The 20,948-nt window shown below is 73.4% G+C and carries 7 protein-coding genes; 5 read left to right on the forward strand and 2 right to left on the reverse strand.

The genetic code is table 11. From position 1 onward, the window contains the following. Positions 1-44: 44 nt before the first annotated feature. Together ACIQHQ_RS36820 and ACIQHQ_RS36825 are read right to left on the reverse strand one after the other, a co-directional pair. A complete protein-coding gene (locus ACIQHQ_RS36820; protein ID WP_402621018.1) occupies positions 45-7,058 on the reverse strand; it encodes an amino acid adenylation domain-containing protein in 7,014 nt (2,337 codons plus the stop codon). Then, the gene (locus tag ACIQHQ_RS36825; RefSeq protein ID WP_402621020.1) at positions 7,055-14,848 is read right to left on the reverse strand and encodes an amino acid adenylation domain-containing protein; all 7,794 of its coding nucleotides are present in this window, start codon (positions 14,846-14,848) and stop codon (positions 7,055-7,057) included. The genes ACIQHQ_RS36820 and ACIQHQ_RS36825 overlap by 4 nt, the downstream gene beginning before the upstream one ends. Before the next feature lie 263 nt (positions 14,849-15,111). Here ACIQHQ_RS36825 and ACIQHQ_RS36830 point away from each other — a divergent pair, with 263 nt between their 5' ends. The 5 genes from ACIQHQ_RS36830 to ACIQHQ_RS36850 all read left to right on the forward strand — a co-directional run bounded on the left by ACIQHQ_RS36830 (position 15,112) and on the right by ACIQHQ_RS36850 (position 20,926). Then, positions 15,112-16,695 carry an MFS transporter gene (locus tag ACIQHQ_RS36830; RefSeq protein WP_402621022.1) on the forward strand — a complete coding sequence of 528 codons (1,584 nt, stop codon included), beginning with the start codon at positions 15,112-15,114 and terminating at the stop codon, positions 16,693-16,695. A gap of 152 nt (positions 16,696-16,847) precedes the next feature. Continuing rightward, complete coding sequence (locus tag ACIQHQ_RS36835) at positions 16,848-17,825, forward strand: FecCD family ABC transporter permease (RefSeq protein ID WP_402621025.1); 978 nt, start codon at positions 16,848-16,850, stop codon at positions 17,823-17,825. Between the two features lie 3 nt (positions 17,826-17,828). Next, on the forward strand, positions 17,829-18,914 hold the full coding sequence (locus ACIQHQ_RS36840; RefSeq protein WP_402621028.1) for a FecCD family ABC transporter permease: 1,086 nt from the start codon (positions 17,829-17,831) through the stop codon (positions 18,912-18,914). A 2-nt stretch (positions 18,915-18,916) separates the two neighbouring features. After that, positions 18,917-19,774 (forward strand): ABC transporter ATP-binding protein, encoded by an 858-nt coding sequence (locus tag ACIQHQ_RS36845; protein ID WP_402621031.1) that lies wholly within the window; start codon positions 18,917-18,919, stop codon positions 19,772-19,774. 87 nt (positions 19,775-19,861) lie between these two features. Then, positions 19,862-20,926 carry an ABC transporter substrate-binding protein gene (locus ACIQHQ_RS36850; protein ID WP_402621034.1) on the forward strand — a complete coding sequence of 355 codons (1,065 nt, stop codon included), beginning with the start codon at positions 19,862-19,864 and terminating at the stop codon, positions 20,924-20,926. The last annotated feature ends 22 nt before the right edge of the window (positions 20,927-20,948 follow it).

The raw sequence follows: 20,948 nt of genomic DNA on the forward strand, positions 1-20,948 counted from the left end.
CCGCACCGGAAACGGTGCGGAGGGCGGCGTCGTGTCCCTGTCGGCTACCGCCACGCTCCGGTGTGCTCGGACAGTACGGTCGCGATCTTCCGCAGCGACGACGGGTCCAGCAGGCTGTCGTGGTCCTCGGCGACGGTGTGTACGACGACCTCCCCGTCGGTGTACGCCGCCCAGTCCTCCGCCGGGCGCGGCGCGTCCGATGCCCGGAAGTGCAGCAGCGTGCCCCGGTAATACGCAGGGGAGAAGGCCGACAACAGACCGGCGGCAGCAGCGCGGTTGGTACGCATCGCCGCCACCGTCGGCTCGTCCAGACCGAGGCCGTCGACCGCCGCGTTCACGGCAGCCGGGTCAGCCGGAGCGTCCCCGTCCCCGTCCTCGTCCGCGTCGCCGACGTAGGAGTCGAGCAGCGCCAGCAGCTCGACGGCCTCCCCGCGCGCCTGGAGACGGCAGGCGAGGGCCTGGGCCACGACACCGCCCAAGGACCATCCCAGCAGCCGGTAGGGGCCGTGCGGCTGAACCCGGGTCAGCTCCGCCAGATGGACGTCGACTAGCTGCTCCAGGACGTCCACCGCCGGGCCGCCGGCCAGGTTGGGGGCCTGCAGGGCGTGGATCGGCACCCCCTCCGGTACATGGGCCCGCAGGGCCGCGTAGCGCCAGCCCAGGCCGGTCGCGGGCGCCGGGCACCACAGCGGTGCGCGGTCACCCGCCGGGCGCAGCGTGAACAGCACGTCGAGGCCCGGCCCCGTATCCGCCGGGGACCGCAGCAGGCCCGCGAGCGCGGCCGCCGTCGGATGACGGAAGAGGTCCGCCACGGCCACCTGCCGCCCGGTGGCCTGCTGCAGCCGGTCCCGCAGCCGGACGAGGAGCATCGAGTGGCCGCCGAGATCGAAGAAGTCGTCGTCGATCCCGACCTCCGGAAGCTCCAGCACCTCCGCGAAGATCTCGCAGACCGTCGCCTCGGTGAGGTCGCGCGGTCCACGTCCCGTCCGGGTCTCCACCCCCTGCGGGGCGGGCAGGGCCCTCCGGTCCAGCTTGCCGTGGTCGGTGAGCGGCAGGGCGTCGAGCTCCACGAACGCCGACGGCACCATGTAGTCCGGCAGCATCCGCGTCAGCTGCGTCTTCAGCGCGGACGGGTCGAATACGGAGTCCGCCGCCGGGACGACGTACCCGACGATGTGCTTGCCCCGGGGGCCGTCCTCGCGGACGTCGACCGCCGCCTGGAGCACCGACGGGTCGGAGGCCAGGGCCGCGGTGATCTCGCCGAGCTCGATGCGGAAGCCACGGATCTTGACCTGGTCGTCGGTGCGGCCGAGATAGTCGATGGTGCCGTTCGGCATCCAGCGGACCAGGTCGCCCGTGCGGTACATCCGGGTGCCGGGCGGGCCGAACGGGTCGGCCACGAACCGCTCGGCCGTCAGAGACCGCCGGTCCAGATAGCCGCGGGCGAGGCCCGCCCCGGCCAGGTACAGCTCGCCGATCACGCCCGCGGGCACCGGCCGGAGCCGGGCGTCCAGGACGTACGCGGTGGTGTTCGCCGTCGGCCGTCCCACGAGCGGGCGTTCGCTGTCGGACACACGCGCGGCCAGGGCGTCGACCGTGCACTCCGTCGGCCCGTACAGGTTGTACCCGGCCGTGCCCGCCAGCTCCCGCATCTCCCGCCAGAGCGGGGAGGGCACCGCCTCGCCGCCGACGCCGAGTGCCAGCAGCGAGGAGCGGCCTTCCTCGATCAGGCCGGCGCCCGCCAGCTGCATCGCGTGCGACGGGGTGACCTCGATGAAGTCGATGCGGTGGTTGCGGATGAACGACACCAGCAGGTCCGGGTCGCGCAACGTGTCCTCTGTGACGACGTGCAGGGCGTTCCCGTCGAGCATCCACAGCTGCGGCTGCCACGAGGCGTCGAACGCGAACGACCAGCCGTGGGCAACCCGCAGGCTCCGTCCGCCCGCCGCCGCGACGGTGGGCCGGTACAGCAGTTCACGGTGACTGTGGAAGAGGTTGGCGATGCTCCGGTGCTCCACCACGACGCCCTTGGGCAGGCCCGTGGAACCGGAGGTGTAGATGACGTACGCCGGGTGGCCGGGCAGCGGGTGCGGCAGCACTCCCACCTCCAGGGTTTCGTCCGCCAACAGCGCCTGTATCTCCGGCGCGTCCAGGACCAGCGTCTCGGGTCCGCCGTCGCCGGCCAGCCCAGCCAGCGCCCCGGTGGTGACCAGCAGTCGGGGCCGGGAGTCGCCGAGGATGTGCGCGATCCGCCCCGCCGGGTAGCCCGGATCGATGGGCACGTAAGCGCCCTGCGCCCGCATCACGGCCAGCAGCGCGACCACGGTGTCGGCGGTGCGCGGCAGCAGCAGCGCCACCATCCGCTCGGGCCCGACATCCTTGTCCTTCAGCAGCCGGGCGAGCCGTGCCGTGCGCCGCTCCAGCTCCGCGAACGTGTACGACACCTCGCCGCAGACCAGGGCCGTGGCGTCCGGGGTGCGCTCCACCTGACGGGCGAACAGCTCGGTCAGCGTCGCCACCGGGGCGTCGACCAGGGCGCCCTTCCAGTCGACGAGCACCTGCCGGCGTTCGTCGGCGGACAGCAGCTCCAGGCTGCCGACCGGCCGGTCCGGGTCCTCGGTGACCGCCTCCAGCACCCGCAGGAAGCGGGTCGCCATGTTGGCGACGGTGTCGTGGTCGAACAGATCGGTGCTGTACTCCACGCCCAGCCGCATCCCGTCCCGGCCGTGCTCCTCGACGATCTCGAAGGCCAGGTCGAACTTGGCGGTCCCCATGTCCACCGGCTCCTGCCGGACCGCCACCTCGCCGAGTGCCAGGTCCATCGGAGGCCTCGCCTGGTGGCTCAGCATCACCTGGAACAGCGGGTGACGGGCCATGGACCGCGCCGGGTTGAGCAGTTCGACCAGACGCTCGAAGGGGATGTCCTGATGCGCGTACGCGGCCAGGTCGGTCTCCCGCACCCGGGCCACCAGCTCCCGGAAGCCCGGGTCGCCGGAGGTGTCCGTGCGCAGTACGAGCGTGTTGGCGAAGAAGCCCACCACCTCGTCCACGGCGTCGTCGCCTCGGCCCGCGATCGGCGTGCCGACGGGGATGTCCGATCCGGCCCCGAGGCGGGTGAGCAGGGTGCCCAGCGCCGCGTGCAGCACCATGAACACGCTCGCGTCGCAGCGGCGGGCCAGCGCCCGCACGGCACGGTGCAGCGAGCCCGGCACCGCCACGTCCACGGTCGCGCCGCGCAGGCTCGGCGCGGCCGGACGCGGTCGGTCGGTGGGCAGCGGCAGCTCCTCCGGCAGCCCGTCCAGCGTCTTGCGCCAGAACTCCGCCTGGCGGTGCAGCAGCCCGTCCGGGTCCGACTCGTCACCGAGCAGCGCCCGCTGCCACACGGCGTGGTCCGCGTACCCCACGGGGAGCGGGGTGAAGGACGGTGCCGCGCCACGGCTGCGCGCCGTGTAGGCGTCCGCGAGGTCCCGCAGCAGCGGCAGCGCCGACCAGCCGTCGGCCGCGATGTGGTGCAGCACCAGGATCAGTACGTGTTCGTCATGGCCGACGGCGAACAGCTCGGCGCGGAACGGCACTTCCTCGTCGATGCGGAAGGGGTGCGATGCCGCGTCCGCGAGCCTGCCGGGCAGCTCCTCCTCCGTGACCGGCGTGACCGGAAGCTCCGGTCGCGCGGACTCCGCGTCGAGGATCAGCTGCCGGGGCGTGCCCGCCTCGTCCGGGAGGACGGTGCGCAGCGCCTCATGGCGGTCCGTCAGATCACCGAGCGCCGTGCACAGCGCGGCCGAGTCCAGCGCGCCGGTGAGCCGGGCCGCGAACGCCATGTTGTACGCCGGGTTCGGCCCCTCCAGCCGGTACAGGAACCACATGCGGGCCTGCGCGAACGACAGCGGCAGCGGATCGGGGCGCTCCCCGGCCCGCAGCGGCGGGCGCGTGCTGCGCGTGTCCAGACGGTGCGCCAGAGCGGCGACCGTGGGTGCGTCGAAGACGGTCCGCAGCGGCAGTTCCACGCCCATCGTGGAGCGGACCCGGCTGGCGAGCCGCGTCGCGAGCAGCGAGTGCCCGCCCAGGGCGAAGAAGTCGTCGTCGATGCCGACCTCGGGCAGTCCCAGCACCTCGGCGAACAGATCGCAGAGGATCTCCTCCGACGGGTTGCGCGGGCGCCGGCCCGTCACGGCCGCGCCGAGCTCCGGCACGGGCAGGGCCCGGCGGTCCAGCTTGCCGCTGGGCGAGAGCGGCAGCGAGTCCAGCACGACGAAGGCGGACGGCACCAGGTGCTCCGGCAGGGACGCCGCCAGAGCGCGGCGCAGCTCCGCCGGATCGGGTGCCGAACCGGCCGTACCGGTGACGTAGGCGACCAGCACGGCGTCGTCGCCCATGCCGAGGTCGCGCCGGGCCACCACGGCGGCCTCGCGGACGCCGGGGAGCGCGGCGAGGGCCGCCTCGATCTCGCCGGGTTCGATGCGGAAGCCGCGTATCTTCACCTGGTCGTCGGTCCGGCCCAGGTACTCGATCACGCCGTCCGCGCCACGCCGGGCCAGGTCGCCCGTGCGGTACATCCGGGTGCCGGGCGGGCCGTACGGGTCGGCGACGAACCGTCCGGCAGTCAGGCCGGGGCGGCCCAGGTAGCCGTGGGCGAGCTGGGGGCCCGCCAGATACAGCTCGCCGGGCACGCCGGCCGGGACCGGGCGCAGGGCGGCGTCCAGGACGTACGCCGAGGTGTTCCACACCGGGCGGCCGATCGGCACCGTGTCGCGGCCGTCGCCGTCCGCCGGGCACGGCCAGGAGGTGACGTCCACGGCCGCCTCGGTGGGGCCGTACAAGTTGTGCAGCTCGACCGCGCCGCCGAACAGCCCGCGGAAGCCGCGCACCAGGTCGGGGGTGAGCGCCTCGCCGCTGCACAGCACCCGGGTGAGGCCCGTGCAGCCGGCGGCCTCCGGTTCGGCGAGGAAGGCGCGCAGCATCGACGGGACGAAGTGCGCGGTGGTGACGGCCTGTTCCTGGATCAGCCGCGCCAGGTACCGCGGGTCCAGGTGACCCTTGGGACGGGCCACCACCAGTGCCGCGCCGGTGATGAGGGGCCAGAAGAACTCCCACACCGATACGTCGAAGCTGGACGGGGTCTTCTGCAGCACCCGGTCGGCCGGGGTCAGGCCGTACTCGCCCTGCGTCCACAGCAGCCGGTTGACGATGGCCGAGTGCGGTACGACGACGCCCTTGGGGCGGCCGGTCGAGCCGGAGGTGTAGATGACGTACGCCGGGTCGGCCGGGGAGACGGCCGCCGCGGGGGTGCCCTCGGCGGGCGGGAGCGCCGCCGCCTCGGGGCCGTCCAGCGTGAGGACCGTGGTGGACGCCCCGGGCAGCAGGCCCAGTGTCGCGGTGTCCGTCAGGACGGCGACCGGGCGGGCGTCCTCGATCATGTAGGCGATACGGTCGGCCGGGTAGCCGGGGTCCACGGGCAGGTAGGCGGCGCCGGACCGCAGGACGGCGGCCAGTGCCACGAGCAGCTCGCTGGAGCGGGGCAGCGCGACGGCGACCGCCGCGCCGGGGCCCGCGCCCTGCCGGGTGAGCCAGGCGGCGACCCGCTCGGCCCGCGCGTCCAGCTCGGCGTAGGTCAGCTCGCTGCCCTCGAACACCATGGCGGTGGCCTCAGGGGTACGGGCCACCTGCTCGGCCAGGAGCGCGGTGAGGGTGGTGTCCGGGACGGGGTGGGCGGTGCCGGGCGCGGACAGCAGCCGTGCCTCGTCCTCGCCGAGCAGGTCGACGCGGCCCAGGGGGCTGTCCGGCGTGGTGGCGAAGGCGGTGAAGGCGCGGCGGAGCCGGTCCGCGACGGCCCGTACCTGTTCCTCGGTCAGCGCGTCGGGCCGGTAGCCCAGTTCGAGGCGCAGACGGGTGCCCGGCAGGACGGTCAGCGCGAGCGGGTAGTGCACGCCCTCGTCGCCGCCCGCGTCCTCCAGGCGCAGGCCGGGGGCGAGTTCGGCCAGCGAGTCGGGGTCGAACGGGTAGTTCTCCACGACGGCCAGGGTGTCGAACAGCTCGCGCCCGCCGACGGCCCGCTGCACCTCGGCCAGCCCCAGGTGCTGGTGCGCGACTAGCGCGGACTGCTCCTCCTGGAGGCGGGCCAGGGCCCCCGCGAACGGCTCGGCCGGGGGCAGGGTGGCCCGTACCGGCACGGTGTTGACGAAGACACCCACCATCGACTCGACGCCGGACAGTTCGGCAGGCCGCCCTGAGACGGTGGTGCCGAAGACGACGTCACCGCGGCCGAGGGTCCGCGCCAGCGTGAGCGCCCAGGCGCCCTGGACGACGGTGCCCAGCGTCAGGCCGCGCGCCCGGGCGACGACGGTCACGGAGGACGTCAGTGCCGGGTCGAGCTCGACGACGACCTTGCGTGGCGGCTCGGTGACCGACTCGGCGGCGCCGGGCGCGACCAGGGTCGGGCCGTCCAGGTCCACGAGCGCCACCCGCCACGCCCGCGCCGCGGCGTCGCGGTCCTGCGCGGCGAGCCAGTCCAGGTAGACCCGGGGGGAGGCCGCGGGCGGCAGCGGACGGCTTCCGTCGCCCGCGTAGTGGGCGAACAGCTCCTGCACCAGCAGCGGCTGCGACCAGCCGTCGAGCACGATGTGATGGTTGGTCAGCACGAGCCTGTGCAGCCCGTCCGCCAGCCGCAGCAGTCGGAACCGGAGCAGCGGCGGCTGCCCGAGGTCGAACCCGCGGTCGGCGTCCAGGGTGGTGAGCCGCCCGGCCTCCCGCTCCCGCTCCGCGTCCGGCAGCCCGGACAGATCGTCGAAGCTCCACGGCACGTCCACCCGGGACGGGATGAGCGCCGCCGCTTTGCCCTGGCGGTTGCGGCGGAAGGCGGCCCGCAGGCCGGGGCGGCGGTCCAGCAGGGCCTGGGCCGCGGCACGCAGCCGCGGTTCGTCCAGCGGTCCCCGCAGGGTGAGCGTGAGGTGCCCCGCGTAGACGTCGTGGCCGTCGCCGTCGAGCTCCGCCCGGAACAGCAGGCCCTCCTGGAGCGGGGTCAGCGGGAGGATGTCCTCCAACCGGGAACGGGCGTTCACGAAAGCCTCCAGTCGGCCTCGAAGTCGTCGATCTCGTCCTGGGTGAGCGAGATCAGGGAGAGGTCGGAGGGAGTCCAGCCCCCCGCGTCGGACGTGTCGGTGTGGGTCACCAGCGCCGACAGGTATGCCAGCCAGCTGTCGGCGAGGGACCGCACGTCCGCCGCGTCCAGTGCCTCGCCCGCGTACGACCAGGTGACGCTCAGTCGCGGGCCGTCAGGCGTGCCCGCCACATGGGCGTCGATCTCCAGCGCGTGTGCGAGGGGCAGCGCCGGATCCACGCCGTGGAACAGGCCGTCGTCCCCGGCGACCGGCTGCCACGGCTCTTCGGAGCCGCTCGTGCCGAACCGCCCGAGGTAGTTGAAGGAGATCTCGGGCACGGGCAGCCCGGCGAGTCCGGCGGAGGTGTCGGGGTTGAGGTGGCGCAGCGCCCCGAACCCGAGACCGCCGTCGGCCACGGCCCGCAGTTGCTCCTTGACGGCCTTCAGCGCCCGGCCCGCCGCCGGTCCGCCGGAGCGGGCCTCGGCGAGGTCGACGGCGCCCGGGTCGAGCCGCACCGGGTGGACGGTGGTGAACCAGCCGACGGTCCGGGCCAGATCGGTGCCCTCCGCGATCGACTCCTCGCGGCCGTGGCCCTCCAGCTGCACGCTGACGCCCTGGTCCGCGGCTCCCGCCGCCGGGGTGCCTCGGCGGCGCTCGGCGACCGCCAGGACCAGCGCCGTCAGCAGGACGTCCTCGACGTTCGCGTGGAAGGCCGCAGGCACCCGGGTCAGCAGCGCCTCGGTGTCCTCGGTGCTCACCGAAGCGGTGTGCCGACGGGACGTTGCGGCGGTGTCCCGGGCGGGATCCAGCGGACGGGCCGTCAGCGGTGCTGTGCGCCCGCCGAGGGCGCGCGCCCAATCACCGGCCTGGCGGACGGTTGTCTCGCGCCGGGCGTACGTGCGGAGCAGCTCGCTCCAGGCGCGCAGCGACGTGCCCGTGGGCGGCAGCGGCTCGCCACGCCACGCCGCGTCGAGGTCGGCGCACAGGACGCGCCAGGAGACTCCGTCGACCACCAGGTGGTGGATGACGAGCACGAGGCGGCCGGGCAGGCCGGCGCTGTCCGGCTCCCACCACACCGCCTGGACCATGACGCCGGACTCCGGCCGCAGCCGCTCTCTGGCGGCCGCCGCCTCGGTGGCCGGGTCCGCCCCGGCCCGCCGCAGCACGTCCTCGGCCCGCACCGAGCCGGGCGGCGTGGCGTCCAGCTGCCAGGTGCCGTCATCGGCGTGCACCAGCCGCGACCTCAGGGCCGGATGGTGGTCCAGGAGGGACTGGAGCACGGCGGTGAGCCGGTCCCACGTCAGGCCCGCGGGAGTGGTGAGGGTCATGCCCTGGCTGTAGCCGTCGACGGATGCCGCAGGGGCGGCCGACGTGGCGAGTTCCCGCAGCCACGCCATGATCGGCGTCTCCGGTATCCGCCCGACGCCGTCGTCCGCCGTCCGGTCGGGCGCGGACTGCGCCGGGCGGGCCACGGCGGCCAGGGCGGCCGGGGTCTGGTGGCGGAAGACGTCACGGGGACCGACGGTCCAGCCGGCCGCGCGGGCGCGGCTGACCAGTTGGAGGGAGATGATGCTGTCGCCGCCCAGCTCGAAGAAGTTGCCGTCGGCGTCCACCGTGTCCTGGCCGAGCAGCGTGGCGAACAGCTCGCAGAACAGCTTCTCCGTATCGGTGACGGGGGCGCGTCCGCCGCCCTGCTCGGGCAGTTCGGGAACCGGCAGCGCGGCGCGGTCCACCTTGCGGTTGGCCGACTGCGGCAGCCGCTCCATCGGCACCCACAGCGAGGGCACCATGTGCTCCGGCAGCAGGGCCGCCGCATGCGTGCGCCACACGTCGGCGTCGGCCGGGTGGCCCGGCGCGGGCACCACGTAGGCGACGAGGCGGCGCGATCCCGGCAGGTCGTCGCGGGCGATCACGGCGACCTCGGCGACGCTCTCGTGCCGCCCGAGGACGGCCTCGATCTCCCCGGGCTCGATGCGGAAGCCCCGGATCTTCACCTGGTGGTCGGCCCGGCCCAGGCACTCCAGTTCACCGTCGGCGGTCCAGCGGGCCAGGTCGCCCGTGCGGTACATACGGGATCCCGGCGGCCCGTACGGGTCGGCGGTGAACCGCTCGGCGGTCAGCGCCGCGCGGCCGAGGTAGCCGCGGGCGAGTCCCGCGCCCGCCAGGTACAACTCACCCGTGACGCCCGGAGGGACGGGGCGCAGCCGCTCGTCGAGGACATACGCGGTGGCGCCCCTGATGGGCCGTCCGATCCGGGGCGCGCCCTCGCCGGTGACCCGGGCGACGATCGAGTCCACGGTGCACTCGGTCGGACCGTAGAAGTTGTACGCCGTCGTGGCCGGGTGCGCGCCGAGCTCCCGCCACAGCGAGTCGGGCATGGCGTCGGCGCCGGGACCCAGCAGGGCGGGCCGGTGCCGGCCCTCGTCCAGCAGGCCGTGCTGGATGAGCTGCTGGAGGTGGGCCGGGGTGAGGTCGAGGTAATCGATCCGCTCCCGGGCGACGTACGCGGCCACGGCCTCGGCGTCCGGGTACGTCAGCTCGTCCAGGACGTGCAGCTCGTGCCCGCCCACCATCAGAACGACCGGGTCGAGCGAGGCGTCGAAGGCGAACGAGGCGATGTGCCCCACCCGCAGTCGGCGCCCGCCTACCTCGGGCACCTCGGGCGGGAACAGCGTGGAGGTGTGCGCCGCGTACAGGTTGACCAGGTTCGCGTGGGTCACCACCACACCCTTGGGGCGGCCGGTGGAGCCGGAGGTGTAGATGACGTACGCGGCGGCACCGGGCTCGGCCTGGCGAAGGGCGACAGGCTCAGTCGGCTCCTCCGCATCCACGAGGACGACGGGGAGGTCCGGCCGCTGCGGCAGGGCCCCGGCCAGCTCACGGGTGGTGAGCACACACACCGGCCGTGCGTCGTCCAGGGTCTGCGCCAGCCGCTCCGCCGGGTAGTTCGGGTCCAGCGGGAGGAACGCGGCCCCGGAGCGGAGCACGCCGAGCAGTGCGGGGACCATCTCGTGGCGGGGCAGCGCCAGCGCGACGAACCGCTCCGGTGTCGCGCCGTGCGCGGCGGCCAGCCGGGCGATCCGCTCCACCCGGGCGTCGAGGTCGGCGTACGTGAGCCGCTCCACGGCGCCGGAACCAGAGCTCAGGACCAGCGCGACCGCGTTCGGGGTCTCGCGGACCCGCCGGGCGAACGCCTCGTGCAGCGGGGGCGCGGCGGGCGTCGGCACGGGCGCGGCCACCAGCGCGGCCCGCTCCTGCCGCGTCAGCAGGTCGTGGTCGCCGAGCGGCACGTCGGGCCGGGCGACGGCGGCCGTGAGCAGCCGCAGCAGACGACTCGTCAGCTCCTGGACCGTCTCCGGGTCGAACAGGTCGGCGCTGTACTCGGCGAAACCGCTCACCTGGTCGGGGGCGCCGTCCGGGTCGAAGCCCTCGATGAACGTCAGGCTCAGATCGAACGTCGCCGTACCGGTGGACACGACCTGCGGCCGGGTCCGGACGCCCGCCACGGGCAGCTCCGAGGCCGTCCCGGTCTGGTGCACCACCATCACCTGGAACAGCGGATGACGGGCCGTGGACCGCGGTGGATTGAGGATCTCCACCAGCCGCTCGAACGGCAGGTCCTGGTGCTCGAACGCGGCCACGGCCGTGTCCCGCACGCGCCGCAGCAGCGCCTCGAACGACGGGGCCCCCGAGGTGTCGTTGCGCAGGACGAGCGTGTTGACGAAGAAGCCGACGAGGTCGTCGAGCGCCTCCTCACCGCGTCCGGCGACGGGCGTGCCGATCGGGATGTCGTCCCCGGCGCCGAGCCGGCTCAGCAGGGCCGCCACGGCCGCCTCGTAGACCATGAACGGCGTGACGCCGAGCGTGGCGGACAGCGTCCGCACCCGCCGGGCCACCTCCGGTTCCACGGTGAACCGCACCATGCCACCCCGGCCCGAGGACTCGGCCGGACGGGGTCGGTCCGCGGGCAGCCGCAACTCGTCGGGAGCGCCCCGCAGGGCCTCCTTCCAGAAAGCCGCCTGACGGGCCGTCAGGCTCGCCGGGTCCTCGGCGTCCCCGAGCAACTGCCGCTGCCAGACGGCGAAGTCGGCGTACCGGACGGGCAGCGCGGGCCACTGGGGCGCGCCTCCGGCCAGCCGGGCCCGGTAGGCGTCGGCCAGGTCCCGGACCAGGACCGGCAGGGACTGCCCGTCACCGGCGATGTGGTGCAGCAGGAGCAGCAGGACATGCTCCTCGGGGCCGGTTTCGAACAGGACGACGCGCAAAGGCGGTTCGTCGGCGAGGGCGAAGACGTGCGCGGCAGCCGAGGCCAGCTCGCCCTCCACGGCCTCGGGCGTCGTACGGCGCACCTCCAGCCGCGGTCCCCGCTCCGGCGGCAGGACGACCTGGCACGGCGAGCCGTCGCGCTCGGGGAAGACCGTGCGCAGGATGTCGTGCCGTTGCGCGACGTCGGCGACGGCGGACGCGAGGGCAGAGGCGTCCAGCGGACCGCTGACGCGGAGCGCGGTGGGGATGTTGTACGCCGCGCCCGGTTCCTCCAGCCGGTGCAGCAGCCACAGCCGCTGCTGCGCGAAGGACAGCGGCGCCGGGTCGCCGGCCGTCCCTCCGGTCAGCGCCGGGCGGCGAGGGACGTCTCGACCGTCGGCCCCCTCGACGATCCGCGCGAGTCCGGCGGGCGTCGGCGCGTCGAACAGCGCGCGCAGGACGGGCCGGGTGCCGAACTCGGCCTCGATCCGGGTGATCAGACGCGCGGCGAGCATGGAGTGGCCGCCGAGCAGGAAGAAGTCGTCGTCCGGGCCGACCGCCGGTATCTCCAGTACACCGGCGAAGAGTTCGCACAGCTTCGCCTCGGCGGCGGTGGCGGGCGCGCGCCCGGCCGACCGTTCGTACACCGGGGCGGGCAGCGCCCTGCGGTCCAGCTTGCCGTTGCTGGTCAGCGGCAGCCGCTCCAGCGCGACGATCGCGGCGGGCACCATGTGCGCGGGCAGGGTGGCGGCCAGGTCCTCCCGCAGCCGGTCCGTGTCCGGTGCGGCGGCTCCCTCGGCGGGCACCACATAGGCGACGAGGCGCAGGTCGCCGGGCTGGTCCTCGCGCGCGATGACGGCGGCCTGGGCGATCCCGGGGGCGCGGCGCAGCAGTTGCTCGATCTCGCCGGGTTCGATGCGGAAGCCGCGGATCTTGACCTGGTGGTCGACCCGGCCGAGGTACTCCAGCACTCCGTCGGCGGTCCACCGGGCCAGGTCGCCGGTGCGGTACATCCGGGTGCCGGGTGCGCCGAACGGGTCGGCGACGAACCGTTCCGCCGTCAGTGCGGGGCGGCCCCGATAGCCGCGGGCGAGACCGTCACCGGACACGTACAGCTCGCCGGGCGAGCCGGGCGGCACCGGTTGGAGCCGGTCGTCAAGAAGACGGGCGGCCGTGTTGTGCACGGGGTGGCCGATCGGCACGACCGTGCCGGAGTGGTCCGGGCGACAGGTCCACAGGGTGGCGTCGACCGTGGTCTCGGTGGGGCCGTAGGAGTTGAACATGCGGGTGGTGACCGACCAGCGCCGCATCAGCTCGGGCGGACAGGCCTCGCCCGCGACGATCAGCGTGGCACCGGCGGGCAGCGACCGCTCGTGCGGCAGCGTGGCCAGCACGCCCGGAGGCAGCGTCAGATGGGTGACCTGGTGCCGGTCGCAGAACTCGGCGAGCGGCGGGCCCAACCGCTTGTCGGTGGGGACGACGACGAGCGTGGCGCCCGTCAGCAGGGCCATGGTCCACTCCCACACCGAGGTGTCGAAGCTGAACGACGCGAACTGCAGCACCCGGCTGCCCGGGCCGGCGCCCAGTTCCTCCGCCATGGTGGACACCAGGCTGGGTATGCCCTCGTGCGTGACCACCACGCCCTTGGGGCGGCCGGTGGAGCCCGAGGTGTAGATGAGGTACGCGGCGTTGTCCGGCGCCGACGGGCGGAGCGGGGCCGTGACGCCGCGGGTGGCCCGCGACTCGTCATCGAGGAGGAGCACCGGCGTCCCGTCCTGCGGCAGTCGGTCGGTGGACGCCGAGTCGGTGACCAGGAGGTGCGGGCGGGCGTCCGCCAGCATGAGCGCGATGCGGTCGGCCGGGTACTCCGGATCGACGGGCAGGTAGGCGGCTCCGGCCTTCATCACGGCGAGAGCGGCCACCAGGAAGTCACCGGAGCGGGGCAGGGCCACGCCGACGACGGCCTCCGGACTGGCGCCGAGGGCCGCCAGTTCGCCGGCCAGCCGGTCGGAGCGCTCGTCCAGTTCGGCGTAGGTGAACCGGTTTTCGCGGCCACCGTCCGTCTCCCAGACGAGGGCGGTGGTGTCAGGGGTGCTCCGCACACGCGCCCGGAACAGCTCCGGCATGGTGGCGCGCTCCAGCGGACGCCGGTCGCTGCCCCATGTCGTCAGTACCCGCTCGCGTTCCGCGGCGTCGAGCAGGTCGAGGTCGCCGAGAGGGGTGTCAGGGGCGGCCAGCGCCGCCTCCAGGAGCCGTTCGAAGCGGCCGAGGAGCCGCTCGACCGTGTCCTGCGTGTACAGGTCGCGGCGGTAGGTGGTGTCCAGGGTGAGCGTGCCGGCGGTGTCCAGGACGGCGGACACGGCGAGGTCGAACGCGGCGGCGTTGCCCGGCACCGGACGCTCCGTCAGCCGTACGCCGGGCAGTTCGAAGCCCTCCCAGACGTCGCTGCGCAGCGAGAACATGACATCGAAGAAGACGTGGTGGCCCGCGGCGCGCTCGGGGCGCAGCTCCTGGACCAGCGTGTCGAACGGCACCGCCTGGTGCGCGTACGCGCCCAGGCAGACCTCGCGCACGTGCTGCAGGAAGGCACGGAAGGTGGTGTCCGGGGTGGCGTGGGTGCGCAGTACGAGCGTGTTGCCGAAGTTGCCCACCAGCCGCTCGGCATCGGAGTCCGTGCGCAGGACGGCGGGGGAGCCGACGAGGACGTCGGGTGCGCCGGCGGCTCGGTGCAGCAGGGTGGTGAAGGTGGCCAGCAGGGCCATGAAGGGGCTGACGCCCTCGGTGCGGCACAGCGCGTGCATCCGTTCGCGCAAGGACACGGGCAGCGTGCGCACCAGCCGCCCGCCCTCCTCGGCGCGGGCAGGGGAGCGGGGGAAGTCCGTGGGCAGCGGGAGCGGCGCCGGCGGATCCGCCAGCCGCTCGCGCCAGTGGTCGAGGTCGGCCGCGCTCCAAGGGGCGTGCCGCTGTTCGCGTACGGCGAGGTCGGCGTACTGGACGGGCAGTTCGGGCAGAGCATCACCCTTGTAGACGGCGGCGACCTCGCGCAGCAGGACCTGCCAGCTGCCGTCGTCCCAGGCGATGTGGTGGGCGACGAGCACGAGCACGTGCTCGTCCGCGGCGAGGCGCAGGATCTCCAGCCGGACGGGGGTGTCCGCCGACAGGTCGAAGGGGCGCCGGGCCAGCCGGGACGCGGCCGCGTCCACCGCGGCGTCCTGGTCCTCGGGTGCGAGCGCCGTCAGGTCTGTCTCGCCGATGACCGGCTCGGCCTCCGGGACGAGAACCTGCACCGGCTCACCGTCGTCACCGGGTCGGTAGACGGTGCGCAGTACGTGATGGCGCTGGATCACGGTGCGCAGCGCCTGCCGCAGCGCCGGAACGGACAGTTCACCGGAGAGGCGCACTGCCACACAGATGTTGTACGCGGTGCCGTGCGGCTCCAGCTGGTGCAGCAGCCACATCCGGCGCTGCGCAGAGGAGAGCGGGGCCGGGCCGTCTGCGCGGTTCACGGAAGCGTGGGGGGATTCGTCCTTGTTGTCCGGCCGTCGAGCGATACCGCGAGCAGCGAGTTGACGCCTCAGCAGCTCACGGCGTCTATCGTTCGCGTCATTACTGTGGCCGATGTTCGCACCCGACAAGAAGGCTCACGTCCCCTCAAGGCCTGACTATTGGGCCGAACCATAACTTAGGATAGCCTTATCTTGCTATCGTGATGCGCGCTCGCCGGGCAGCCCACCGGCGGGGACATAAACCCCAAGGTGGAGGACCCGGTTTGCGCATCAGAGAACTGGCCCTGGATCTGTCGCCTCTGCGGGACAAGGGTCCGCTGCGTCTGGTTCTGGCCACTCGTGTCCTCGCTCTGCTCTGCATAGGGCTGACCTCCGTCGGCGTGGTCGTGCAGGTCTACGAGCAGACCCGTTCGTCGACGCAGGTCGGTGCCGTCAGCCTCGTGCTGGGTACCGGCCTCCTGCTCGGTTTCATGGTGGGCGGTGTACTTGCCGACCGCAGGGACCGCAAGGGCCTGATCCTCGTCGGCAGCACCTGGGCCGTTGTCACCTTCACCGCGCTGGCGGTGAACTCGGCTGCCGACCATCCGGCTCTCTGGGTCGTCTATGTCTCCGGCGCCCTGTTCGGCTTCACCGAGGGCGTCGCCGAGACCGCGCTCACCGCCGTCGTGCCCGCCCTCGTGAGTGAAAATCACGTCCCCGCCACCGGCGCGCTCGTGACGGTGACCACCACCCTCGGCTCCATAGCCGGCCCCATGCTCGGCGGCGTGCTGATCGCCGGCCCGGGACTCGCCGCCACCTTCGCGATCGCGGCGGCCGGAACGGCGGCCACGACGCTGCTGCTGACCCGGCTCGGTCCCATGCCGCCGACAGGCAACCCCGGCGACGCCGGCGCCCAGGGGGAACCCGCGCTCTCGACGTGTCCTGAGCCCGGGTCGACGGCCCCGGAGCCGGTCACGGCCGTGTCCGTGGCCCAGGGCAGACCGGAGACGGGGGAGGCGTCCGCCGTCGGCTCGGTGGTGCCCACCCTCGCCAGTGGCCCTTCGAGCTCGGGCGCCACCCCCGCCGCCCCGCGGAACGACCGCCCGCAACCGGCGGATCCCGCGCCCTCGACGCCGTCTGAGCCGGGGGCGGCGACCCTGCGGGCGGAGTCCGGAATGTCGGAGCCGCAGCCAGGCGTACTCGCGTCGCTGCGCGAAGGGTTCGCCTTCATCCGGGGCAGCCGGGTCGTCGCCGCCGTCCTCGTCGTGGACCTGTGTGCCGCCCTCTTCGCCACCCCGACCGCCCTCTACCCCGAGTTCGCCGACGAACGCTTCGGCGGCGGCCCGGAGTTGGTGGGCCTGCTCACCACCGCGCCGATGATCGGCGCCGCCGTGGCCTCGCTGACCTCCGGATGGACCGGCCGAACCCGCCGTCAGTGGCGGGTGCTCTGCGCGGCGGTCGCCGTGTGGGGGCTTGCCTGCCTCGGGTTCGGTCTGAGCCCGCTCCTCGGGTTCGGACTGGTCTTCCTCGGCCTCGGCGGTGTGGCCGACATCGTCTCGGAGATCATGCGCCGCACGCTGCTGATGCGGCACACCCCGGACCCCCTCCAGGGACGGGTGAGCAGTCTCTGGCTCGCCCAGGCCATGACGGCACCGGCGCTGGGCGGTGTCCTGGCCGGACTCGCCTCGTCGGCCGTGGGCCCGGCAACTGCCGTCGCCGGAGGGGGAGTCCTGTGCCTCGTCACCCTCGCGCTCGTCGCCGTGGCCTACCGCGGCCTGTGGCGGGACGCCGACGAACCCGTCACACGGGAGAGCACGGAGAAAGGGCTGACAGGGGGGAGTAACGGAGAAGCAACGGCCACCCCTTAAGTCTTGTTAATTACTACTTAGGTATGGCTATCCTTTCCACCGTGCTTTCAGATTCTCCCCCTACGCCGCGGGGGCGTGGGGGGAACCCCCGCCGGACCGGGGTGCCCGCTCCACCACCCACGACGGCTCCGCGTCGGACCATCCCGCACAGTGTGGCCCTCCCCGCCTGCCTGATCGTGCTGGTGCTGCTCTGTGCCTGCTCCCTGGCACTCGGCACCAAGTGGATCGCACCCGACCGGGTCTTCGACCTCCTGCTGAACCCGGACGGATCCGAGGAGTCCGGAATCGTCCGTCAGATGCGACTGCCGCGAACCGAGTTCGGACTCGTCGTCGGGGCGGCGCTGGGCATGGCGGGAGCCCTGATGCAGGGCCTCACCCGCAACCCGCTCGCCGACCCTGGCCTCCTCGGCGTCAGCGCCGGAGCCGCCCTCGGTGTCGTCGTCACGACCGGACTGCTCGGCATCACGGTTGTGTACGGCTACGTCTGGTTCGCGTTCGCCGGAGCGCTGGCCGCGACCGCCCTGGTCTACGCGTTGGGCGGCGCGGGACGTGGCGGGGCGACCCCCGCCAAACTGGCCCTCGCCGGAGCCGCGGTCTCGGCGCTCCTGCAGTCCCTCGTCTTCGCTGTTCTGCTCTTCGATGCCGCCGCGCTCGGCGACTACCGCTTCTGGGCCGTGGGGTCGCTGACGGGCCAGCCCGCCGCGATCCTCGCCGACGTCCTCCCCTTCCTCGCGGTCGGCGCGCTGCTGGCGGCGTCCACCGCCCCGGCGCTCAACAGCCTCGCCCTCGGCGAGGGAGTCGCCACCGCCCTGGGCCAGAGAGTCGGTCTGGTGCGGCTGCGTGGCGCGGCCGCCGTCACCCTCCTCGCCGGAGGCGCGGTGGCGTTGTGCGGTCCGATAGCCTTCGTCGGCCTGGTCATCCCGCAGCTCGCCCGGCTCCTCACCGGCCCCGACCACCGCTGGATCCTCGCGTACTCGGCGCTGCTCGGCCCGATCCTGGTCCTCGCCGCCGACATCGCCGGGCGTCTGATCGCCCGCCCCGACGAACTCCACGTCGGCATCGTGGTCACGGCTCTCGGGGCGCCGTTCTTCATCGCGCTGGTGCGCAGCCGCCGGCTTCGGGAGCTGTGAACCATGTCCGTCACCGACACCACACGCGGTGCCGCCGCCGTCCGCAGCGCGGGCGGGATAGTGGTGCGGCTGCCCCGGACCAGGGCCTCCTGGATCGTCAGGCCGCGCAGCGTCCTCGTCAGCCTGCTGCTGGCCGCCGCGGTGGCCGCCGCGTTCGTCGTCGAACTCGCTTTCGGGGAACTGGACCTGCCCCTCACCGACGTCGTCGGCAGCCTCACCGGCGGCGGTGACTCGGCGACCGCCATGGTGGTGCACGAGCTTCGGCTGCCCCGTGCCCTTGTGGGGCTCCTGTGCGGTGCCGCCTTCGGTGTCGCAGGCGCCGTCTTCCAGACGCTGACCCGCAATCCGCTGGCCAGCCCCGACATCATCGGCGTCTCCGCGGGCGCCGGCACGGCCGCGACCGCCGGACTGCTGTTCGGGTTCGGTTCCGGCGCCGGCCTGCAGACGCTGGCACTGACGGGAGGTCTCGGCGCGGCGGCACTCATCTACGTACTCGCCTGGAAGTCGGGTACCACCGGCTACCGCATCGTGCTCGTCGGCATCGGGATCGCCGCCCTGTGCACCAGCGCCACCAGCTATCTGCTCCTCAAAGCCGGTGTCTACCAGGCCCAGCAGGCCCTGATGTGGCTCACCGGCAACCTCAACGCACGTGACTGGTCGCACGTCGGCCCGCTGGCCGTCGCGCTCGCCGCACTGCTGCCGTGCGTGGTGCTGCTCGCGCCCTGGCTGGCCGGCCTGCAGTTCGGCGACGACACCGCGAAGGCGCTGGGCCTGCCGGTGCAGACCGCGCGGATGGCCCTGCTGGTCGTTGGCGCAGCCCTGGTGTCCTTCGCCACGGCGGCGGCCGGGCCCATCGCCTTCGTCGCCCTGATCGCGCCTCAGATCGCCGTGCGCCTGGTCGGCGTACCCGGACCCGCGCTGCTGCCGTCCGCCCTGGTCGGGTCCCTCGTCGTTCTGCTGGGTGATGTGGCGGGACGCCAGTTGCTGCCGGGCACCGAACTTCCCGTGGGCGTCGTGACCGGTGTACTCGGCGCCCCGTGCCTGCTCTGGCTGCTCAGCAGGTCCAACCGCATCGGCTCAGGAGGCTGACCGTGGAAGAACGACCCCAGGGGCTCGCCGCCGAGGGCCTAACCCTGGCGTACGACGGCCGCCACGTGGTGGACGCCCTCGACGTCACGATCCCGGCCGGCCGCGTCACCGCCGTGGTCGGGTCGAACGCCTGCGGCAAATCGACGCTGCTGCGCGGCCTGTCACGGCTGCTGACGCCGAAACAGGGCGCCGTCTACCTGGACGGCACGCTCATCCACACGCTGCGGAGCAAGGAAGTCGCGCGCAGGCTCGGCATGCTGCCCCAGTCGCCGGTCGCCCCGGACGGCATCACCGTGCTCGACCTCGTCAAACGCGGCCGCAGCCCGCACCAGTCGTGGTGGCGGCAGTGGTCGCCCGAGGACGAGGAAGCCGTCCACGGTGCCCTGGAGGCGACCGGGCTGCTGGAGCAGGCCGAGCGCAGCGTGGACGAGTTGTCGGGCGGTCAGCGCCAGCGCGCCTGGATCGCCATGGCGCTCGCCCAGGGCACCCCTGTCCTGCTCCTCGACGAGCCCACCAACCACCTCGACCTCACGCACCAGATCGAGATCCTGGACCTGGTGGTCGACCTCAACCGCGAGCAGGGACGCACCGTCGTCCTGGTGCTGCACGACCTCAACCACGCGTGCCGGTACGCCGATCACGTCATCGCCATGAAGGACGGCCGGATCGTCGCGGAGGGAGCTCCCGCCGACGTGATCAGCCGCGAGCTCATCGCCGAAGTCTTCGGGCTGAGTTGCACCGTCATCGAGGACCCGGCCGGTGGCGGCCCGCACATCATCCCCTTCGGCCGTCACCACGGTGGCCGCGTGGAGCGAAAACAGGCAGCCTCCGTCTCCGACACCGCCGTCACCGCCCACTGACTCGCCGGCCACGGCCGGCGAACCCCACCCCCCCCGCACCACCCGTCCAGCACAACCCGCGGCGAACCGCCGCTCGGAAGGACAGCCATGCCCGTCTTCAATACCCCCGCCGGAGAGTCCGCTCAGGCCGCCCGCCTCGACCGCCGCCGCTTCCTCGCCCTGGGTGGCGCGCTGGCCGCCACCGGCCTGCTGGCCGCCTGTGGGGACTCGGACAGCGGCAACGACTCCGGGAAGGACGGATCCGCGAAGGACGCCGCCTCCTCGGGCCCGTGGACCTTCACCGACGACCGCGGTAAGAAGATCAAGCTGCCCAAGCGCCCCGAGCGGATCGTCGCCCAGTCCCACCCGGCCGCCGCGCTGTGGGACTTCGGCATCCAGCCGGTCGGCATCTTCGGCCCGCAGAAGACCCCGGACGGCGACCCCAGCCCTCAGATCGGCAACATCGACCTGTCGAAGACCACCTCGGTCGGCACCGCGTTCGGCGAGTTCCAGATGGAGAAGCTGATCTCCCTCAAGCCGGACCTGATCGTCACCATCGCCTACGGCCCGATGATCTGGTACATCCCGGAGGAGGTCATCAAGAAGGTCGAGGCGGTCGCCCCGATCGCGGTCATCCAGCTCATGGGCGTGGCCGTGCCGGACGCCGTCAAGCGCTTCGGTGAGCTGGCCGCCGCGCTCGGTGCCGACCCGGAGAGCGCCGAGATCAAGAAGGCCAAGGCGGACTTCGAGGCCGCCGCGGCCGCCGTGACCAAGGCGGCCAAGGCCAAGAAGGGCCTGTCTGTCGCGGTGGTCTCGGGCACCAAGGAGAACTTCTTCGTCGCCGACCCGTCCTTCCACGGCGATGTGAAGTACTTCCAGCAGCTGGGCCTGGACATCGTCAAGCCCGCCAAGCCGGACGCCGGCTTCGAGGCGCTCAGCTGGGAGGAGGCCGGCCGCTACAAGGCCGACCTGATCCTCGAGGACTCCCGCCCGGAGGGTGGGCTGACCCACAAGCAGATGGACGCCTACCCGACGTGGAAGGGCAGCCCCGCCGTCAAGGCCGGCCAGGTCACCGACTGGCAGACGGAGACGCCGTTCACGTACCAGCGCTTCACCAAGGTGCTGAACGACCTCGCCGCCGCCGTCGAAAAGGCCCGCGTCGACGTCGTCTGATGCCTGCGCAAAGGCCCCTGCC

Source organism: Streptomyces sp. NPDC092370 (assembly GCF_044755265.1).
Classification (GTDB): domain Bacteria; phylum Actinomycetota; class Actinomycetes; order Streptomycetales; family Streptomycetaceae; genus Streptomyces.

Coding starts and splice junctions, on each gene's coding strand:
- ACIQHQ_RS36840 (WP_402621028.1), top strand. CDS start 17,829: ATGTCCGTCACCGACACCACACGCGGTGCCGCCGCCGTCCGCAGCGCG.
- ACIQHQ_RS36850 (WP_402621034.1), top strand. CDS start 19,862: ATGCCCGTCTTCAATACCCCCGCCGGAGAGTCCGCTCAGGCCGCCCGC.